At 59.5% G+C, this 19,494-nt stretch carries 22 protein-coding genes; 7 read left to right on the top strand and 15 right to left on the bottom strand.

What is annotated here, in order from left to right; all coding sequences use genetic code 11:
- Positions 1 to 61 precede the first annotated feature (61 nt).
- On the top strand, positions 62 to 529 hold the full coding sequence (locus M0746_RS17495; RefSeq protein WP_258450055.1) for a helix-turn-helix domain-containing protein: 468 nt from the start codon (positions 62 to 64) through the stop codon (positions 527 to 529).
- On the top strand, positions 526 to 1,101 hold the full coding sequence (locus tag M0746_RS17500) for a PIN domain-containing protein (protein ID WP_258450056.1): 576 nt from the start codon (positions 526 to 528) through the stop codon (positions 1,099 to 1,101). Before M0746_RS17495 ends, M0746_RS17500 begins: the two co-directional genes overlap by 4 nt.
- A 42-nt stretch (positions 1,102 to 1,143) precedes the next feature.
- On the opposite strand, the gene M0746_RS17505 is transcribed toward M0746_RS17500, so the two are convergent.
- From M0746_RS17505 to ccmA, 10 genes are all read right to left on the bottom strand, one after another.
- Positions 1,144 to 1,548 (bottom strand): hypothetical protein, encoded by a 405-nt coding sequence (locus M0746_RS17505; RefSeq protein ID WP_206414939.1) that lies wholly within the window; start codon positions 1,546 to 1,548, stop codon positions 1,144 to 1,146.
- 24 nt (positions 1,549 to 1,572) lie between these two features.
- A complete protein-coding gene (gene ccmI / locus M0746_RS17510; RefSeq protein ID WP_258450057.1) occupies positions 1,573 to 2,775 on the bottom strand; it encodes a c-type cytochrome biogenesis protein CcmI in 1,203 nt (400 codons plus the stop codon).
- The gene (locus M0746_RS17515; protein ID WP_258450058.1) at positions 2,772 to 3,242 is read right to left on the bottom strand and encodes a cytochrome c-type biogenesis protein; all 471 of its coding nucleotides are present in this window, start codon (positions 3,240 to 3,242) and stop codon (positions 2,772 to 2,774) included. Before M0746_RS17515 ends, ccmI begins: the two co-directional genes overlap by 4 nt.
- Positions 3,239 to 3,775, bottom strand: coding sequence for a DsbE family thiol:disulfide interchange protein (locus M0746_RS17520; RefSeq protein WP_258450059.1), 537 nt, complete (start codon positions 3,773 to 3,775; stop codon positions 3,239 to 3,241). Before M0746_RS17520 ends, M0746_RS17515 begins: the two co-directional genes overlap by 4 nt.
- Entirely contained in the window at positions 3,772 to 5,760 is a 1,989-nt protein-coding gene (locus tag M0746_RS17525) for a heme lyase CcmF/NrfE family subunit (RefSeq protein ID WP_258450060.1), read from the bottom strand. Before M0746_RS17525 ends, M0746_RS17520 begins: the two co-directional genes overlap by 4 nt.
- Position 5,761: 1 nt before the next feature.
- Positions 5,762 to 6,217 (bottom strand): cytochrome c maturation protein CcmE, encoded by a 456-nt coding sequence (gene ccmE, locus M0746_RS17530; protein ID WP_208938212.1) that lies wholly within the window; start codon positions 6,215 to 6,217, stop codon positions 5,762 to 5,764.
- On the bottom strand, positions 6,214 to 6,390 hold the full coding sequence (gene ccmD, locus M0746_RS17535) for a heme exporter protein CcmD (protein ID WP_007939192.1): 177 nt from the start codon (positions 6,388 to 6,390) through the stop codon (positions 6,214 to 6,216). The genes ccmE and ccmD overlap by 4 nt, the downstream gene beginning before the upstream one ends.
- On the bottom strand, positions 6,387 to 7,142 hold the full coding sequence (locus M0746_RS17540; RefSeq protein ID WP_258450061.1) for a heme ABC transporter permease: 756 nt from the start codon (positions 7,140 to 7,142) through the stop codon (positions 6,387 to 6,389). The genes ccmD and M0746_RS17540 overlap by 4 nt, the downstream gene beginning before the upstream one ends.
- Positions 7,143 to 7,233: 91 nt before the next feature.
- Positions 7,234 to 7,902 (bottom strand): heme exporter protein CcmB, encoded by a 669-nt coding sequence (gene ccmB, locus M0746_RS17545; RefSeq protein ID WP_090282384.1) that lies wholly within the window; start codon positions 7,900 to 7,902, stop codon positions 7,234 to 7,236.
- Positions 7,899 to 8,534 carry a cytochrome c biogenesis heme-transporting ATPase CcmA gene (ccmA, locus tag M0746_RS17550; RefSeq protein ID WP_258450062.1) on the bottom strand — a complete coding sequence of 212 codons (636 nt, stop codon included), beginning with the start codon at positions 8,532 to 8,534 and terminating at the stop codon, positions 7,899 to 7,901. The genes ccmB and ccmA overlap by 4 nt, the downstream gene beginning before the upstream one ends.
- Positions 8,535 to 8,731: 197 nt before the next feature.
- Between ccmA and fliK the strand changes: the two genes are divergently transcribed.
- From fliK to M0746_RS17570, 4 genes are all read left to right on the top strand, one after another.
- On the top strand, positions 8,732 to 10,306 hold the full coding sequence (gene fliK, locus M0746_RS17555) for a flagellar hook-length control protein FliK (RefSeq protein ID WP_258450063.1): 1,575 nt from the start codon (positions 8,732 to 8,734) through the stop codon (positions 10,304 to 10,306).
- Positions 10,303 to 10,632, top strand: coding sequence for an EscU/YscU/HrcU family type III secretion system export apparatus switch protein (locus tag M0746_RS17560; RefSeq protein WP_258450064.1), 330 nt, complete (start codon positions 10,303 to 10,305; stop codon positions 10,630 to 10,632). The genes fliK and M0746_RS17560 overlap by 4 nt, the downstream gene beginning before the upstream one ends.
- 220 nt (positions 10,633 to 10,852) lie before the next feature.
- Positions 10,853 to 12,493, top strand: a complete 1,641-nt coding sequence (locus tag M0746_RS17565; RefSeq protein WP_258450065.1) for a hypothetical protein — start codon at positions 10,853 to 10,855, stop codon at positions 12,491 to 12,493.
- 48 nt (positions 12,494 to 12,541) lie between these two features.
- Positions 12,542 to 13,180, top strand: a complete 639-nt coding sequence (locus M0746_RS17570) for a hypothetical protein (RefSeq protein ID WP_258450066.1) — start codon at positions 12,542 to 12,544, stop codon at positions 13,178 to 13,180.
- A gap of 97 nt (positions 13,181 to 13,277) precedes the next feature.
- Here M0746_RS17570 and M0746_RS17575 read toward each other — a convergent pair whose 3' ends face one another.
- Positions 13,278 to 14,888 carry a hypothetical protein gene (locus tag M0746_RS17575; RefSeq protein WP_258450067.1) on the bottom strand — a complete coding sequence of 537 codons (1,611 nt, stop codon included), beginning with the start codon at positions 14,886 to 14,888 and terminating at the stop codon, positions 13,278 to 13,280.
- 255 nt (positions 14,889 to 15,143) lie between these two features.
- Between M0746_RS17575 and M0746_RS17580 the strand changes: the two genes are divergently transcribed.
- The gene (locus tag M0746_RS17580) at positions 15,144 to 16,538 is read left to right on the top strand and encodes an RCC1 domain-containing protein (RefSeq protein WP_258450068.1); all 1,395 of its coding nucleotides are present in this window, start codon (positions 15,144 to 15,146) and stop codon (positions 16,536 to 16,538) included.
- Positions 16,539 to 16,681: 143 nt separating this feature from the next.
- Here the strand turns inward: M0746_RS17580 and M0746_RS17585 are convergent, their stop codons facing one another.
- The 4 genes from M0746_RS17585 to M0746_RS17600 all read right to left on the bottom strand — a co-directional run bounded on the left by M0746_RS17585 (position 16,682) and on the right by M0746_RS17600 (position 19,476).
- Positions 16,682 to 17,077, bottom strand: a complete 396-nt coding sequence (locus tag M0746_RS17585) for a DUF2802 domain-containing protein (protein ID WP_208938222.1) — start codon at positions 17,075 to 17,077, stop codon at positions 16,682 to 16,684.
- Between the two features lies 1 nt (position 17,078).
- Positions 17,079 to 17,564, bottom strand: a complete 486-nt coding sequence (locus tag M0746_RS17590) for a chemotaxis protein CheW (protein WP_016771050.1) — start codon at positions 17,562 to 17,564, stop codon at positions 17,079 to 17,081.
- A 90-nt stretch (positions 17,565 to 17,654) separates the two neighbouring features.
- A complete protein-coding gene (locus tag M0746_RS17595; protein ID WP_258450069.1) occupies positions 17,655 to 18,596 on the bottom strand; it encodes a CheW domain-containing protein in 942 nt (313 codons plus the stop codon).
- Between the two features lie 91 nt (positions 18,597 to 18,687).
- Entirely contained in the window at positions 18,688 to 19,476 is a 789-nt protein-coding gene (locus M0746_RS17600; RefSeq protein WP_258450070.1) for a ParA family protein, read from the bottom strand.
- Between the last annotated feature and the right edge of the window lie 18 nt (positions 19,477 to 19,494).

Genomic DNA, 19,494 nt, shown 5'->3' on the forward strand with positions numbered 1-19,494 from the left:
GCGATTTTCGTTTAATTCGAATACGGTTCATGCATCGTCCATCGAATGCCGGAACTGTCCTATGTCCACTGCTATCCCTTGCGCTATCAATCTGCCTGAAGAACGTGAAATCAAAGCCGCGATAGAAGGCCAGCGTGCGTTGACCGCTTTCCTCGCAACCGGCTTTGAAACTCAAAAAATCCAGATCTACGATGAGCAGAACGAAGCCCATAGCGTCGAGCTGCCAACGTCCGCGCTGCGCTTGCTGAGCGATATCCTCGCGGCGCTGTCGCAGGGCCACGCTGTGAAGGTCGTACCGATCCACGCTGAGCTGACCACTCAGGATGCTGCCGACCTGCTCAATGTCTCACGTCCGCACATGATCAAACTGCTGGAGAGCGGTGAGATTTCCTACCACAAAACCGGCAAGCACCGACGTGTGCGTTTTGCCGATCTGATGGAATATAAAGCCCGGCGAGACACCGCCAGCGAGCAGGCAATGAGGCTTCTCGCAGAGCAGGCACAGGCGCTAAGGACAGGATACGAGTGAGGCACTCCTCTTTCACCGCTGTATACGATGCATGTGTTTTATACCCCGCCCCACTGAGAGACTTCCTGATGTGGCTCGCATTGTCCGGACTGTATCGAGCGCGCTGGACTGAAGAAATCCACTGCGAATGGAAGCGCAATTTGTTAAAAAACCGGCCTGACCTGAGCATCGAGCAACTGGACCGGACATCACAACTGATGGACCTCGCCATTCCGGATGCATGTGTAGATAGTTATGAAGATCTGATCGTCGGACTGAGCCTGCCCGACGATGATGATCGCCATGTTCTTGCTGCTGCTATCCGATGTGGCGCGGACGTTATCGTGACTTTCAACCTGAAAGATTTTCCCGCTTGCTCTCTCGAACCCTATGGCATCGAAGCCCAACACCCGGACGAGTTTGTGGAAAACCTTTTTCATCTGGATTCATCCGCGGTCATTGCGGCTGCCCAACGACAGCGCCAGCAACTGAAGACGCCATCGATGGATGCGGATTGCTTCCTTGCCCTCCTGCAGCGCCAAGGCCTGGACCAGTCAGTACGTTCACTGAGCAGGTATCGCGCAATTCTCTAAAAATTCGGCAAAAAAACGGCGATCCAAAGATCGCCGTTTTTCTCACTGCCCGAACTGCTTGCCCAAGCCCGGTGGCACGCCGTGGATGTCGGTGTCTTCCCATGGGCCGTTGGGGCTGACGGCGCGGCTCCAGCCGTTGTTCCAGCGGTAGTAGGTGCGCTGGCGGTAGAAGGTGTTGGACTGGTCGTCGAGTACGTACACGCCGAGCTTCTGGTCCCAGTGGCTGTTGCCGCCCGGCGGCGGGGCGAAGCTGGCGGAGGTGCGGGGTACCGGTTTCGACGGTTTGGCCGGGATGCTCTTGCCCGGGGTCGGTGAGGTCGACGGGGTCGGGCTCGGTTGCGACGGCGGGATCGGTGGCAGGTTGGTGGTCGGTTCCGGTCGCTGGACCGCACATGCACTCAAGCCCAGGGCCAGTGTGAGGACTGTGATGCGGGCGATGGTGTGCATGGCGGTGCTTTCCTGTGGTTCCGGTTATTGGTCCGGGCTGTCGATGGTCAGTTTTTGTGGCGCGGTGGTGCTGCTGGCCAGGGGGCCGCTGCGACCGATCCATTCACCGGCAGTGGGTTGGCCGGCGCGGGAAATGCGCGCAACCAGTTGGACTTCGGGAAAGTTGGACAGTTTCAACTGCGGCATCATCGCGTCGGCATCGCCGAGTTCGACGGTCACCGGCAGATCGGCCACGGTCAGGCGTTTGGCCGCCAGCGGTGCCGGTGGACCGGAGGTGGCGCGAGCAAAGATGAATACGCTGTCGCCCGGCTGCACTTTGCTTTTGAGCTCGCTGGCCAGATCGACGCTGACTTTCAGCAACGCGCCTTTCGTCGCCGCGGGCGCCTGAACGACTGTGCCGCCACTGGCTTGCAGGCGTTCGGCGGCGCGCTGGATGCCGCCTTGCAGCGCGGCGCGCGAGTTATCCTCCGGTGGCAGTTGTGCGAGCAGGCGCTTCCAGTAATCGATCGCTTCTTGATAGCGCTCACCTTCGAACGCGGCGATGCCGAGCAGACCGAGGCTGGTGACTTCTTTCGGATCAGCCTTGAGGGCTTCGTCGGTCAGCGCCTGGATCTTGGGCGACCATTTTTTTCCGTCAGCAAAATACTGCGCCTGCGCCCACTGGCCGAGCAGTTCCGGTTGGCGACCAGCGAGGCCGGCGGCGCGTTCGAACATCTTCGCCGCGTCTGCCGGGCGCTCCTGCGCCATGTAAGTACGACCGAGGAAATACAGGCCTTCGGCGGAATCCGGTTGCGCGGCAACCGCACGTTCCAGACGCTGGGTCATCTCCTCCATCGACTGCGGCGCCTGGGCGAATTCGCGGGTCAGCTCGACCTTGTCGGCAGCGCCAAAATGCAAGTACAAACCCAAGCCCAACAGCGGCACCAGCACGGCCGCGAGCAACGGCAACGGCTTGCCGAGCTTCGACACACGCGGCGCGGCAACGCCTTCGGTATCGGCCAGCAACTCCCGCGCCGCCTCGGCACGACCACTGTCCATTTGCGCAGCATCAAGCACACCTTCAGCCTGCTGCGCTTGCAACTCGGCGACACGCTCCTGATACAGGGCAACGTTGAGGGCGGTGCGATCCTCCTCGCGTTGGGCACGACGGCCACGCAACACCGGGATCAGCAGAAAACTCAGGGCGACCAGAAGCAACAGCCCTGCGGCAAGCCAGAAATCAATCATTCTTGGGTTTTATCCAACAGTTGGTCGAGGCGCTGACGTTCTTCGATGGACAGCGATGACGGCGTTGCGGCGCGTTGCCCGCGACGCCGGCGGACAATCACCGCGATCACCACGAAACCGCCCAGCAGCAGGCCGGCCGGGCCGAACCAGAGCAATGCGGTCTTGGCGTTGAGCGCCGGTTTGTAGCGGACGAAATCGCCGTAGCGGTCGACCATGAAGTCGATGATCTGCTGGTTGTCCTTGCCCTCGCCGAGCATGCGGAAAATCTCTTTACGCAGGTCAGCGGCAATCGGTGCGTTGGAGTCGGCGATGTCCTGGTTCTGGCATTTGGGGCAGCGCAGTTCCTTGGTCAGTTCGCGGAAACGCTCGCGATCGCCTTCTTTGGCAAATTCGTAGGTGTCGATGGCCGCATGCGCGACGCCGGCCAGACTCAAGCCCAGCATCACCGCGGCGAGAAAACGCTTCATGGCTTGGCCTCATCGACCAGCGCCTGATATTTGGCCGCGAGTTTTTCGCGCCAGACCTGCTCGTCGATCACCCCGACGAACTTGTCGCGGATGATGCCTTTGGCGTCGATGAAGAAGGTTTCCGGAGCGCCATAAACGCCGAGATTCAGGCCCAGCGAGCCTTCATCGTCGCGGATATCCAGGGCGTAGGGATTGTGGAACTCGGCCAGCCATTTCAACGCGTCGGCGTTGGTGTCCTTGTAGTTGATGCCGTAGATCACCACGCCGCGCTCGGCCAGTTTGTTCAGCACCGGATGTTCGACCCGGCAGGAGATGCACCAGGTGCCCCAGACATTGACCAGTGCCGGTTTGCCGAGAATGTCAGCCTTGGTCAAGGTCTTGTCGCCCTGCACGCTTGGCAGGGAAAACTCCGGGAACGGTTTATTGATCATCGCCGAGGGCAGCTCCGCCGGGTCGAGGTAGAGCCCGCGATACAGAAACACCGTCACCAGCAGAAAAATCGCCAGCGGCACCAACATCAACCAACGTCTCATGCCGCCGCTCCCGTCATGCCCAGCGCTTCACGCACTTTGCTTTTCACCTTGACCCGATAACGCCGATCCAGCGCCGCCAGCAAGCCACCGAAGCCTGTGAGCAGGCCGCCGAACCAGATCCAGCGCACGAACGGTTTGACGTGCACGCGCACGGCCCAGGCGCCGTTATCCAGCGGCTCGCCGAGGGCGACATAAATGTCGCGGGTGAAACCGGCGTCGATCCCGGCTTCGGTCATTACCGAGTTCTGCACGGTGTACAAACGCTTTTCCGGGTGCAGCACGCTGATTTCCTTGCCGTCGCGAATCACCCGAACGGTACCTTTGTCGGACGTGAAATTCGGCCCCTCGAAGTGCCTGGCGCCTTCGAAAACGAAGTGATAACCGGCCAGGTCCATCGATTCGCCCGGCGCTAGGCGCAGGTCGCGTTCGGCACTGTTCTGGCTCGACAACACCACGCCGAGTGCGCACACGGCGATGCCCAGGTGCGCGATCTGCATGCCCCAATAACTGCGGGTCAGCGTCTGCAGGCCTTTGATCAGGCCTTTGTGGCGAGTCTTGTCGAACAGGTCGCGAACACCGGCGAGCAACACCCACGCCGCCAGCAGGAACGTCGCAATCACCGCCCAGTTGAAATCGCCGTAAGCGACGCCGGCAATCACCGCCAGCGCGACGCTGCCGAGCAACACCGCGGTGAGCATGCTCGCCAGCCATTTCACCGGGGTATCCTTCCAGCGCACGATCACGCCGACCGCCATGACCAGCATCAGCAACGCCATCAATGGAATGAACAGCGCATTGAAATACGGCGGGCCGACCGACATCTTCGCGCCGCTGAGGGCGTCGAGAATCAGCGGGTACAGCGTGCCGAGCAGAATCATCGACGCGGCCACGACCAGCACCAGGTTGTTGCCCAGCAGCAGGGTTTCCCGCGACCACAGATTGAAGCCAACCTGACTTTTCACCACCGGTGCGCGCAGGGCGAACAGCGTCAGCGAACCACCGACGACGAACAGCAGGAAGATCAGAATGAACACGCCGCGCTCAGGATCGGAAGCGAACGCGTGGACCGAGGTCAGCACGCCGGAACGCACGAGGAATGTGCCGAGCAGGCTCAGGGAGAACGCGGCAATCGCCAGCAACACCGTCCAGCTCTTGAACACGCCGCGTTTTTCCGTCACCGCCAGCGAGTGAATCAGTGCGGTGCCGACCAGCCACGGCATGAACGAGGCGTTTTCCACCGGGTCCCAGAACCACCAGCCGCCCCAGCCGAGTTCGTAATACGCCCACCACGAACCGAGGGTGATGCCGATCCCGAGGAAGGCCCAGGCGACGATGGTCCACGGCCGCGACCAGCGCGCCCACGCTGCATCGAGTCGACCGCCCAGCAACGCCGCGATGGCGAAGGCAAAAGCCACCGAGAACCCGACGTAGCCCATATAGAGCATCGGCGGATGCACGATCAGGCCGATGTCCTGCAGCAGCGGATTGAGGTCGCGACCGTCGGCCGGAATCTGCGGCAGGATCCGCGCGAACGGGTTCGACGTCAGGATCAGGAACAACAGGAAACCGGTGCTGATCATGCCCATCACCGCCAGGACGCGGGCGAGCATGACTTGCGGCAACTGCCGCGAGAACACCGACACGGCGAAGGTCCAGCCGCCGAGAATCAACGCCCACAACAGCAGCGAACCTTCGTGAGCGCCCCACACCGCGCTGAATTTGTAGTACCAAGGCAGCGCGCTGTTGGAGTTCATCGCCACATAGGCCACCGAGAAATCGTCGGTCATGAATGCGTAAGTGAGGATGCCGAACGCGAACAGCAGAAAGGCAAACTGGCCCCACGCTGCCGGTTGCGCCAGGCCCATCCACAAACGGTCGCCGCGCCAAGCGCCGAGCAACGGCACCACGGCCTGCACCAGGGCAAAACACAGGGCCAGAATCATCGCCAGATGACCCAGCTCAGGAATGAATATCGCCGAGGTCATATCAGCTCTCCTTCGCAGGGGTTGGCGCGGATTGACCGCTGTCTTTCAGCGCTTTGGTCACTTCCGGCGGCATGTACTTCTCGTCGTGCTTGGCCAGCACTTCATCGGCCACCACCACACCGTCGGCGTTGAGCTTGCCGAGGGCAACGATGCCCTGCCCTTCGCGGAACAGGTCCGGGAGGATGCCGCGGTAGGCGATAGTCACGGACTTGTTGAAATCAGTGACGACGAACTTGACGTCCAGCGAGTCCTTCGAGCGTTGCAGCGAGCCCTTCTCGACCATGCCGCCGGCGCGGATGCGCGTGTCTTGCGGAGCTTCGCCGTTGGCGATCTGCGTCGGGGTATAGAACAGGTTGATGTTCTGCTGCAGGGCACTGAGGGCCAGGCCGACGGCAGCGCCGACCCCGACCAGAATGGCCAGAATGATGATCAGACGTTTCTTGCGCAGCGGATTCACTGGCCGTTCTCCCGGCGCAGACGACGCGCCTCTTGTTGCAGATAGCGCTTGCGGGCCAGGATCGGCGCCGCCACGTTGAGGGCCAGCACCGCCAGACAGATGCCATAGGCCGACCAGACATACAGGCCGTGATGGCCCATGGCGAGAAAGTCGCCGAATGACGCGAAACTCATCGAGCGGCCTCCAGACTGTGCTGCACTTCGGCTTTGACCCAACTGGCGCGGGCTTCGCGCTTGAGCACTTCAAGGCGCATGCGCAGCAGCAGCACGGCGCCGAAGAAGCAGTAGAAACCCAGCACCGTCAGCAGCAGCGGCAGCCACATTTCTGCGGGCATCGCCGGTTTTTCGGTGAGGGTGAAGGTCGCGCCCTGGTGCAGGGTGTTCCACCACTCCACCGAGTATTTGATGATCGGGATGTTGATCACACCGACGATGGCCAATACCGCGCAGGCCTTGGCGGCGCTGTCGCGGTTGCTGATCGCATTGCCCAGCGCGATCACGCCGAAATACAGGAACAGCAGAATCAGCATCGAGGTCAGTCGCGCATCCCACACCCACCACGAACCCCAGGTCGGTTTGCCCCAGATCGCCCCGGTGACCAGCGCCACGGCGGTCATCCACGCACCGATCGGTGCGGCGCATTGCAGGGCGACATCGGCCAGTTTCATTTTCCACACCAGCCCGACCACGCCGCACACGGCCAGCATCACGTAGATCGACTGCGCCAGCATCGCTGCAGGCACGTGGATATAGATGATGCGAAAGCTGTTGCCTTGCTGATAGTCCGGCGGCGCGAAGGCCAGGCCCCAGACGACGCCGACAGCGATCAGCAGCAACGCGGCGATGCTCAGCCAAGGCAGCAACTTGCCGCTGATGCCGTAAAACCATTTGGGCGAGCCGAGCTTGTGAAACCAGGTCCAGTTCATGTTGTTTCCATCACGGGTGCCGCTCCTCGATGTGAGCTGGCGCGGGTCATTCTTTTCGACAAAGTGGTTAAATTTTAACCAGACCTCATTATTATTCGCCGACGCTGATCTTCAGGCCAGCCGCTATTGCAAACGGTGTCAGGGTGATCGCCAGGGCGGTCAGGCTACCCAGCCACAGCAGATACCCGGTCGCCGGCATGCCTTGCAAGGCGGCCTGCAAGGCGCCACTGCCGAGGATCAACACCGGGATGTACAACGGCAGAATCAGCAGCGCCAGCAACAGGCCGCCGCGTTTCAACCCCACCGTCAACGCCGCGCCCACCGCACCGAGCAAGCTCAGGACCGGCGTGCCCAGCAGCAACGACAACAGCAACACCGGCAGGCAAGCGGTTGGCAAACCGAGCATCAGCGCCAGCAACGGCGAGAGCAGCACCAGTGCCAGACCGGAAAAAAGCCAGTGTGCCAGCACCTTGGCCAGGACCAGAAGGGGCAGCGGGTGCGACGAAAGGACCCACTGTTCCAGCGAGCCGTCTTCAAAGTCACTGCGGAAAAGTCCGTCCAGCGACAGCAGGACCGACAACAACGCCGCCACCCAGACTAACCCCGGGGACAGGTTTTGCAAGACCTGAGTGTCCGGGCCGACGGCCAGCGGGAACAACGCAATGACGATGGCGAAGAAAATCAGCGGATTGGCCAGCTCCGCCGGGCGGCGAAACAGCAGTCGGGACTCACGGGCGAGCAGCAGGCCGAATACACTCATACCGCCCACTTCCCCAGATCGATATCGCGATAACCGGCCGGCATCCGGCTCAGCGTGTGGTGCGTGGTCAATACCACCAGACCACCGCGTTCGCAGTGCCCGGCCAGGTGTTCTTCAAGTTGCGCAACGCCCTGCTTGTCGAGTGCGGTGAACGGCTCATCGAGAATCCACAGCGGCGGGCTGTCCAGATACAACCGCGCCAATGCCACACGACGCTGCTGACCGGCCGACAGATTGTGGCAGGGAACATCTTCGAAACCGCGCAATCCTACTGCTGCCAGTGCTTGCCAGATCGCCTCGCGCTCGGCGGGCTGGTGCAGGGCGCAAAGCCAGGACAGATTCTCTTCCGGGGTCAGCAAATCCTTGATCCCGGCGGCGTGGCCGATCCACAGCAGGTTGCGGGCGAGTTCGTGGCGTTGTTCGGTCAGTGGCTGACCGTTAAGCAGGACCTGGCCGTCAGTCGGTTGCATCAGACCGGCCAGCAGACGTAAAAGACTGGTTTTGCCGCTGCCGTTGGGACCGCTGATCTGCACCATGTCGCCACCGGCCAGGCGCAATTCGAAGTTCTCGAAGAGCAGCCGCAGATCACGTTCACACGCCAGGGCAATGGTTTGCAGGACAGGACTGGTCAAGGGATCACGGGCCTTATACGGTTCAAGTCGGCTCTGGCGCGGCCGTTAAAGAGAGGCAGCATAGATGCATTGAAGGCTCGAACTGGCGAGCTGGATCAAACAATTGCTATGTTTTTTCAACGAAGCGCACGACGCGCGGCATTATACATGCCGTGCCTTACTCTCAAGAGCGCAATTTCCTCAGGTTGTGTCCGCGTATGACAGGCGAAATCAACATCCTTCCGCTGCCGCCCGCCTCTGCGGCGACGGTGCGCCCGCAGGTCGGCGAACTGCTCAAGCTGCTGACCCCGGTCGAAGGCTTGATCGGCAGCGGACAAAGCGCCAAGGCCGAGGTGTTGTCGCTCAAGCAGGCCGATCAGACCTTTGAATTGCTGCTCAAGGTCACCGTCGATGGCGGCCGCCAGACCACCGTGCAAGCGACCAGCAGTCTGCCGCTGCCGCAAGGCACTAACCTGGCGATTACCCAGCCCTCGGCGGGCAATCTGGCGATCACCGTGCAGCAGGCGATTGCCAGCAACGTCGCCGCCCTCACCCGCCTCGATACCGCGCAATTGCCGGTCGGCACGCTATTGCAGGGCAAGGTGCTGACCTCACAGGTCCTGCCGCAGACGCCGGGACAAGCGACGGTGTTTCGCTCGATGGTCAGCCTGCTCAACACCGCACTGAGCGGCAGCACACTGACCATCGACAGCCCGCAGCCGCTGCGCATCGGCACCCTGCTTTCGGCCATCGTCGAAGACGCGCAAACCCTGAAATTTCTGCCCCTGAGCAACCGCCAGGAACAACTGGCAGTGAGTCAGCAACTGCTCGGCCAGCAAAGTCGCCAGGCTTCGTTGAGCGGCCTGTTGAACGCGCTGCAAAACCTGCCGCCGGGCACCGATCAGACGTCTGCAGATTTGCGCGCGGTGGTCGACAAGCTGCTCGCCAGTCTGCCAGACGTGCAACAACTGAGCACCGCCAAAGGCGTGGCGCTGGCCTTGGCCAACAGCGGCGTGTTCCTTGAGACCAAACTGCTCACAGGGCAAAACCCGACGTTGGCCCCGGACATGAAAGCCGATCTGCTCAAGCTGATCGCGCAATTGACCCCGGGCCTGCCGAGCAGTACCAGCTTCAACGCGATCATCGCCGCCAACACCCTGGCGCAAGCGCTACCGAGTTTCGTGCGCAACGCCTTGGGCATGCTCGGCCAGGTCAGCGCCAAACCCGTGCCGAGCAGTTTTCCATTGCCCGAGCGTTTGCTGCAAAGCCAGGACGGCGAAGGCGATCTGGAGCAATTGCTACGTCTGGCCGCCGCTGCCGTTTCGCGTTTGCAAAGCCATCAGTTGTCGAGCCTGGAACAGACCGGCGTCACCGACGACGGGCGCCTGCTCAGCACCTGGCAACTGGAAATACCCATGCGCAACCTGCAGGACATCGTGCCGTTGCAGGTCAAGTTCCAGCGCGAAGAAGCGCCGGAACGCGAGCCGCAACCCAACGAGCGCCGCGACGAGCGCGAACCCAAACAGCAATTGTGGCGCGTCGATCTGGCCTTCGACATGGAACCGCTCGGACCCTTGCAGATTCAGGCGCAACTGGTGGCCGGCAGCCTGTCCGGGCAGCTGTGGGCCGAGCGCCCGTACACCGCCGACCTGATCGAAAACAACCTGTTCGCCCTGCGCCAGCGCCTGCTCGATCGCGGCCTGAATGTCGGCGACATCGACTGCCACCACGGCACCCCGCCACAAGGCAACCAAACCCGCCTCGAACACCGCTGGGTCGACGAAACCGCATGAACGATTCCACTGCCCCACGCCAGGCCATCGCCCTCAAATACGACGGCAACCACGCCCCGACCCTCACCGCCAAGGGTGACGAAGAACTCGCCGAAGAAATCCTGCGCATCGCCCGCGATTGCGAGGTGCCGATTTACGAGAATGCCGAACTGGTGCGCCTGCTCGCGCGCATGGAACTAGGCGACAGCATCCCCGAAGAGCTCTACCGCACGATCGCCGAGATCATCGCGTTTGCGTGGAACCTGAAAGGGAAGTTTCCCGAGGGGCACGACCCGGACGCGCCGATGGTCGAGAAGGATGTCACCGCACGCGGGGATGATTACTGACTCGTCGGGACCAGCCAAAGCAATTTCCTACCGTTCATCGCAACTGTCAGATCTGACAGTTGCGCGCCAGGTCGCTGCGGTCGCCAGATAAAGGGCCGCGCACGTCAGTCTGATCGTTGCGCCCCTTTGAAAGGAATGCTCCGATGACGACGGATCGGGCCCGTGACGATAGCTCCGAGGGCAGCGAAACGCTGGCCCTTTATCCCCTTACATTCCCGCGATGATCGAGCCCATCGACGGAGACGAAGGCTACGATGGTGGCATTGGCGCCGCAGGACTTGAAAGCAACTTGCTAATAGGCGTTGATCCCTGGCTCGGTAATGCGCTCGACCAGAAGTGCTTGCTTTACTGGAATGACGAAACGACCCACGTACTCTTTGAAATCGTCGATACGCCCGAAGAACTTACCGAGCCTCTGCGGTTTCATTTACCCGCGAGCCAGATTCTCGATGGGCGCGCCTTCCCGGTTTACTACCGAATAGTGTCGCCCAGCGGCAATGAAAGTTGTTCTCTCAAGCTCAACGTGTTGATCAAGCGCACGTTACCGGGCGGCGTCCTCGACACCCCTGAACCGCTTGGCCATCCCGGCCTGCGCTACAGCCTTTCACCGGATATCAGCGGGGGAGTCGATGGGGAAATGGCGAAGCAAGGCATAGCCATGCTGATCGAGCCCTACGAGAACATGACCATCTTCGACCGCATCGTTGCGACATGGGGCGATGAGCAGGTCATGCATTATCCCGTCACAGCCGAACAGATCAGTGATCCAGACAATCATCCGATCACTTTGATCTTCGATGAACAACTGATTCACCGCGCGGGTAGTGGGCCGCATGCAATCACCTATCAGGTCATTGATCGTTGCGGCAACCGCCCACATGTTCATGCGCCTTGGGCAATTGCCACTAGTACCATCGTCAATCTTGACCGGATACCGGCGCCCACTGTTTCGGGTGAGCAGGATGGCGTTCTGGATCCCGCCTTCCTTACCGACATTCAAGCCGAGGCTTCAGGTACAGGTCTGATAGTCGGTGACGAAGTAAGAGTCCGCTGGCAAGGCCGAGTCGAACACGCGACAGCAGCCCAACGCTTCACGGCAAGTGCACTGCAATTCGCCATCCCGCTCATGTGGGCCAATGAAAGCGATCAAAGCACGGTCACCCTCACCTTGATCGTGACTCGCGCAGGAACCGACCTGTTGTCCGATCCGAGATCCCTGGCTATCAAAACGACAATCCGCTTGCGCCCGCCCAAGGTTCTGGAAGCTTACGGTGAGCGAGGTGATCGTCTGAAGATGTCCGACATTTACTACGCAAGGTACGTAACGATTCAGGTCCAGCAATATACGGGAATGGCCATAGGTCAAACCATCCGTGCCCGCTGGGCCGGGCCACGAAACACTTTTGACAGTGCAATCACGCCAGTAACGACTGTCGGCGCAATGAATCTTGAAGTGCCGCGTATGGAAGTCGTGGATGCCATCGGTAGCACCGTACCCGTCGACTTCACGGTACGCACTTACATTGACGGCCCATTGCATCGCGCTGATCCGTTGCAGCTGACAGTAGACGCGCAGACATTCGAACTACCCCCACCGAGACTTTCTTCTGATCGGACCATGGTCACCGTGCGTTATCCGGCAATGGCTACCGGATACCAGGCGCGAGTGCGCTGGGGCGGGATCATCACACGCAGAACAGAATGGAAAAACGTGTTCCCCAATACCACCGCGGAGTTTTCGATTCCGATCGATTGGCTGAATGAGAACAAAGGAACAACCGTGCTGATCAACTACAGCGTGCATTTAACCGGGTCCAACGAACAGAGCCAGTTCTCACAGATATTGAGAGTGGAGCTGTAAACAGTGCAATCCTCGATTGCGCGAACATTGAGCAAGGGAGTGGCAAACATGGAAATTGAACAAGTGTCATGGGACCTGCGTCGGCCCACAGTAATCGAAGCGCCGACCGACCAGTTGAATTTCAACGCTGTGTACGGCAAACATTACATCTACGTGCAAATCCCCTACTACATGGGCATGCTCGCTGGTCATACCGTGAAAGTACGCTATGCCTCTGGCCGGAATACCCATCACAGCGAGACATTAAAGGTCACTAAACCGTCCCCGTTGAATGTTGCCATTCCGATTTTAGAGGTCGTTGACTCAATCGACAGCAGCGTGTCGGTCAGTTATAGCGTTCGACCAAATCCGGGAGCTCCGTTGCAAAACTCGGAAATATTGGATCTGAGCGTAATGCAACAGACGTTCGACCTGCCCAGGCCGAGACTTTCCAGCGACCGAAAAAACGTGACGGTAAAGTTTCTCAACATGGTGCCCGGCTACACCGTAAGGGTCAGATGGCACGGTGTGGTTGTGCGAGATACCGAAAGCCTCCCCATTCAGAATGAATCCTCAATGAGCTTCAGCATCCCGACGGGATGGGTCTCGGAGAACTGGGGAAAACAAGTCATTATCAATTACAGTGTTCATCGATCAGGCTCTGACGACAATCTGATGTTTTCTAGATTGTTGCGAGTCATGCTTTGAAAAATTGTCGGACCATCCAGCGTGAAGCGTCAACTATTGCGCTTCGCGCTTTCAAACCAAAGCGGTAAAAGCCAACCAGGCGAGACTGTATAAGTTTCTACTGCACTACCTGATCTTCCGGGTGGTAACTGAATACTGCATCTTCGCCGGCAAAAGTTAATTTGATGACCGGAAGAAAATCTCCGGTTTGATTGAAATAATCACTTTGCATGAACTGCGCACCTGCTTTAGCCGCGGCGGGCGCCGTGGAAACATAAACGAATGCTTCAATAGGCAACATCTCGGGTATACCTCGCGGCCATGCAGCAATGATGACTTCGTTGGCCCAGTCCAGATTGTTCATATTCTGAAAATTATTCCGGCCCTTCAGAAATATCGAAAACTGCTGTTTTTCAGCACTTAACGAACATTGCCGGTAATACCGCGTGCCATCATTAGGCGCCTGATGGAAATGGGTCTTCCATTTATCCAGCGTATCGACACCGATCGCAAGGCACGACTCTGCATCATCAGGATAGTCAATATGATGACCGCATGACTGCTCTCGATTGGCCGTTGCGCCATCTGTAGGGAAAGCACACCGTACAGGCGGAACGTGAGCAGCGGCTTTTATCGCAGAATCATAATTCTTGAATATGAAAGCCTGGCCCTCGCCAATGTAGAGACTGTCCATGCGAAGATCTTTGCGCAAATAAGAAAAAGAAACCCCATTGCGCGCAACTGAACTGTCGCTAGGGTCCCATACGTGATAACTCGGCGTTCCTCTGGCAGACCGGATCAAGACACCATTGCAAAAATAGGCTGCCCTACCGGCGCAATCATCAGATGTGGCTGCGTATCGCGCGTTCAAGCTTTGTGCTACCTGTTCTCCGAAAACCTGATCAGCATTCGAGAAGCTGAACGGCTGAGCGACACCAGCGCTCATGTCCAGCTTTACGATGGGGACATATAGCGATGTCGCCTGATAATAATCACGCTGAAAATTCTGCGCGTCTGCCAGCTTGGCGGGTGTCGACGCATCGTAAAAAACCGCCTCCAACGGCAACTTCTCCGGTTTACTTTCATCCCAGATCTGCACCAATACTTCCATGGGCTTGGCTGTCCAGTCAGCGTCGACCAGTTCATGCGCCTCCAGGCTCGCTTTGAACTGACCCGCCACAAGCGTACTCAACGAACATTGGTTTCTCGGCAGCGAATCATGCTCACGGAAATTCGCCAGCCACGCCGCCGCTGTGGTCGCGGGCACCGCCAATTTCGCACAATTGGCCAGATCCGCGTTGGCCTCTTCGACCCTGGGCGCAAACCCGCACCCATGATCCACGCGAACATCCAGCGACTCGGTGGGAAAAGGATAAATACAGCGCACATTAAGCGCCTTGTCTTGCGCCAGCGCCGATGTTTGATCCTTTAGAATAAAACCGCTTTTCCTGCCACCATTCAATGCACGACTACCGATATCCGAACGAATATAGGTAAACGCCACCGACCCCAACTCAGTGGCTTTCGAGCCGTAGTCCCAGAACTTGAAAAATGTGCTGTAGTCGACCGCGCGCAGAAGCACGCCTGAACAGTAATAGGCTGGCGTGCCGTTGGAACAATTGGCGACATTGCTGCTGTATTTATTATTCAGATCCAGCACCAATGCTTGCCCGGACATGGCATTGGCGCTGGACGTAAATAAACAAATCAAGAAAAGAAGGTATTTCATATTCATACCTGGCTGGAATCGAACTCCATGCTGAGTATGTTTTTAGGTAAATAGTGCTTTCCACTGTCAGATCTGACAGTCCCGACCAACGGCTATCCGAATACTTCAGTCGCTTTATCTTCTACGCCCTGCCATACACCGTTCGTCGCTACTGTCAGGTCTGACAGTAGCGCACGCCCGATCCCGCAGCGCTTGATGACGGACCAGACCTGACCCAGGTCGCGCACAGGTCCATCATCTTGAGGAATTGATTCCATGCCAGACAAAAAAAATGATTCGTCGCTGAACATCCACGCTGAAGGCGAACTGCTGGTCATGGGCGCACGCGGCAATCGAGGTGGTCTGGGCAATTTCTACACGCGCAGCTGGCGACTTGTAGCGCTGGACGCCTCAACGCTCAACCCCTTGAACGTTACGTGGCAGTACGTCGGAGACAAGCAGTCCGTCACCGGTAGCGCGTTTTTTGATGTTCGGCCTTATGAGGAGCTGATCGTTTCGTCAGGCCAGAAACGCATAACCCTCAACCCGTCGAATATCATCGGTACGTCATTTGCTCTGTGCGCTCGGCTGGACAGCGGAAAAGTCCATGCATGGGGCCACGCCGACTTGGGCGGCACTTTGCCGGGACCGATAAAAGAAGTTCACGACGTCGTCGAGCTGTCAGCGGCAATGGGGGCCTTTGCGATTCGGCGCGCGCAAGGCAACGTCCTCGCGTGGGGACATTACCCTAACGGGACCGTCCCCGAAGACATCGCACAGCTGGATACGATTGTCGCGGTCTCGGGCAGCACTTATGTTTTCGTGGCCGTGCTTGAGTCGGGCAGGATGGTCGCGTGGGGCAGGCCCGAGACGGGAGGCGAACTTCCGACGCCAATCGCTGACTTGACCGATATCACCCAGGCCTCAGGTGGGCAATATGGTTTTGTCGCGCTGCGCAGGACCGGCAATGTCGTCTGTTGGGGTTATGAAAAACAGTCACCGCATCTGCCGGAAGATATTGCGCGGCTCACCGACATAACCAGACTGGCCTGTTCAAGTCACGCTTTCGCAGTACTCAGCGACAATGGCCAGGTGCGAGCATGGGGGAGTGATTATGCTGGAGGTCACGTGCCTCCGGACATCGAAGAACTGCGAGACATCGTCGATTTGGCCAGTAGCGACTCAGCCTTTGCAGCCCGCAGAAGCAACGGCGCATTGGTCGCATGGGGCGACATTCCGCCCATGCCAGAAGAGCTTGCCAGTCGCAACGACATCGTCCACGTCATAGGCTCCGCAATGGGATTTGTCGTGCTGTGCGCGGATGGCGCAGTGCACGCCTGGGCTGCCGCCCCCAGCGAAATCAGTAACATTCCTCCAGACATTCGTCAGTTGCGGGACATTGTCGCCATTAATGCCAACCAGCACGCGGCCGTCGCCTTGCGCAGTAACGGCGTGGCAGTGGCGTGGGGAAGAGAGACCGACGGCGGCGATACCAGCGCAGTTGCCGATTTGCTTACCAACGTACTTGCCGTGTACGGCGGAGGCGATACGTTCGTGGCACTCAGGGCCGATCGTCGAGTGGTGGCGTGGGGTAACGCCGCCTATGGCGGTAATGGTGAGCAGAAAGCCCTGCATCAATTGATCAGTTACGCAAAAGCTCCGGCGAGCTGATCCGGACCACTGCGGCTCGCGACGCCCTGCGATGCCATCAAGCAAAAGATCGCAGCCTTCGCCAGCGCCTTACACGAGATTCATGCAGGCGCTGGCGAAGGCTGCGATCTTTGATCTCGCTTGCCGCCAAGAGCTCGAAGCTCCTAGCTGTTTTTGTGCAGCTTGCGCATCAACTCCGCCTCAGCCTGGGTCAACCCGCAGGACTGCGTCAGTTCGTCAACGCTGGCGCCCATGCCCACCAGTTTCGCCGCCTGGGCGAACGACAGGCTCGACGGGTCGCGCTGTTCCAGGGCAACGATTTTATCCGGCAAGGGGCTGACCACCGCGCGCAGCTCGTGCAGGGCTTCGCCCATGCGCACGTTGCCGTTCTGGTAGTCGTCGACACGCTTGGCCAGGTCCTTGATGCGCTGATCACGCAGCGCATCGCCCTGGGCCTGCTGCGCAGCGATCACCCGCTGCGCCTTGATGTACGACAAGAACATTGCCAGCGTGCCTGCCCAGAACAGGAACAGGACAATGATTGCAACCTCGAGAATCAAATCAGATGCTCTCCAGTTCCGACCACTCTTCTTCGCTCATCATCTTGTCCAGCTCGACCAGGATCAGCAACTCGTTGTTCTTGTTGCACACGCCCTGGATGAACTTGGCCGACTCTTCGTTACCGACGTTCGGTGCGGTTTCGATTTCCGACTGACGCAAGTAAACCACTTCGGCCACGCTGTCGACCATGATGCCGACGACTTGCTTGTCGGCTTCGATGATGACGATACGGGTGTTGTCGCTGATCTCGCCGCTGTGCAGGCCGAAGCGCTGACGGGTGTCGATCACGGTGACCACGTTGCCGCGCAGGTTGATGATGCCCAGCACGTAGCTCGGTGCACCCGGCACCGGTGCGATCTCGGTGTAGCGCAGCACTTCCTGCACGCGCATCACGTTGATGCCGTAGGTTTCGTTATCCAGTTTGAAGGTCACCCATTGCAGGATCGGATCTTCAGAACCTTTTGCATTCGACGCCTGACTACTCATACCCTGACCCCTCGAAAAAACCGCCCTGGGCGGTGTGTGTTCTGTGTGGTGGCATTGAAAAATGCCATCGCCTGATTGTTATGTCGGCTGCTATGTCGGTTTATGTAGCGGCTTGTTGCCGCTCATGTGCTTCGCCCCGCCGCTGGCGATCAACTCGGCCAGTGCGGACACATCAAGCAATGCACACATGTGCTCAATCACGGTGCCGGCGAGCCATGGCCGCTGACCCCGGTGACTTCTCCATTTGATTTCATTCGGGTCCAGACGCAACGAGCGGCTGACCTGATGCACCGCCAGTCCCCACTCGTAACCCTGTACCGAAATCACGTACTGCAAGCCCTGGCGGAAATCATCGCGGTAGCGATCCGGCATGACCCAGCGTGCGGTGTCGAGCACTTTCAGATTGCCGGCCTGGCTGGGCAGAATGCCGAGGAACCATTCCGGCTGACCGAACAGTGGCGTCAGCTCCTGGCCGGCCAGTGAATAGATCGAACCGAGGCACACCAGTGGCACGGCCAGCGTCAACCCGGCGACGTCGAACAGCAGGCATTCGAAGGCTTCGGCTGCCCACGCCGGACGCCCGTCGGTTTCAACGGGCGGTGGCGGGTTATTCGGCGGCAGGTGCACTTCGACCAGCGGCGGAACCAGAACCTGTGGTTCTTCCGGTTCTTCGACAACCGGGGCCGGCGCGGGAGCTTGCGGCTCAGGCACTGTCAGTAATTGGGTTTGCAGCAGCGGCGCCAGGGTCGAGACCACGGCGCGCGGCTCTTCGAGCAACGTCACCGGCGCCTTGGCCACTGGCGCGACAACCGGCGCGGTGGCAGGTCGGGCGGCTTTCTGCGCATCGCGCGCCTGTTCTTCCAGCACGGCGGCCTGGAACTCGTCCATCACCTCAGCGCTTTCTACGATTTCAGGCAGCGTCTGTTGCGCGACCGGCGGCGGCAACTCTTCGGGCACCTCGAGCAGCAAGTCTTCCAGATAAGACTGCAAGGCCCGCTGCGGACGTGAAGTGAGTTTCACTGGGCGGTTCATCGGTGATCAGCGCCTGGCAGAGAAACCGCGTCGTCTGCTTCGCGAGCAGGCTCGCTCCCACAGGGTTCGGGCAAACGAATGGAGATCATGTTCACGCCACCTGCGCAACAAGTTGCTGCGCGAGCAAATGCTTGAGCAGTGCGCGATAGGCGAGAACGCCACGGCTCTTGCCGTCAAACTGCGAAGGCGTGACACCGGCGCGGCTGGCGTCGCGCAGACGCGTGTCGACCGGGATGTAACCCTGCCAGATCTCCTCGGGGAATTTGTCACGCAGCACGCGCAAGGTGTGCATCGAGGCTTGCGTACGACGGTCAAACAAGGTCGGCACGATGCTGAACGGCAGCGCCTGTTTGCGCGAGCGGTTGATCATCGCCAGGGTGTTGACCATACGTTCCAGGCCTTTGACGGCGAGGTGTTCGGTCTGCACCGGGATCACCAGTTGCTGGCTCGCCGCGAGGGCGTTGACCATCAGTACGCCGAGCAACGGCGGGCTGTCGATGATCGCGTAATCGAAGTCCTGCCACAGTTGCGCCAGACTCTTGGCGATCACCAGGCCCAGGCCACTTTGCCCCGGCGACTGCCGTTCAAGCGTCGCGAGCGCGGTGCTCGACGGCAACAGGGAAATGCGTTCGTCGCTGGTCGACAACAGCAACTGCCCCGGCAGGCCTTGCGGCACGCTGCCCTTGTGCAGAAACAGGTCGTAGTTGCTGCGTTCCAGACTGTCGGGATCGTAGCCGAAATAGCTGGTCATCGAGCCGTGCGGGTCGAGATCGACCACAACCACGCGCTTGCCCGCCTCGGCCAGCAACCCGGCTAAAGCGATGGAGGATGTGGTTTTACCGACACCACCCTTTTGATTGGCGACTGCCCAGACTCTCATTCAGTTCGTTCCTCCCGG

The organism is Pseudomonas sp. S11P7 (assembly GCF_023195435.1).
Taxonomy (GTDB): Bacteria; Pseudomonadota; Gammaproteobacteria; order Pseudomonadales; family Pseudomonadaceae; genus Aquipseudomonas; species Aquipseudomonas fluorescens_G.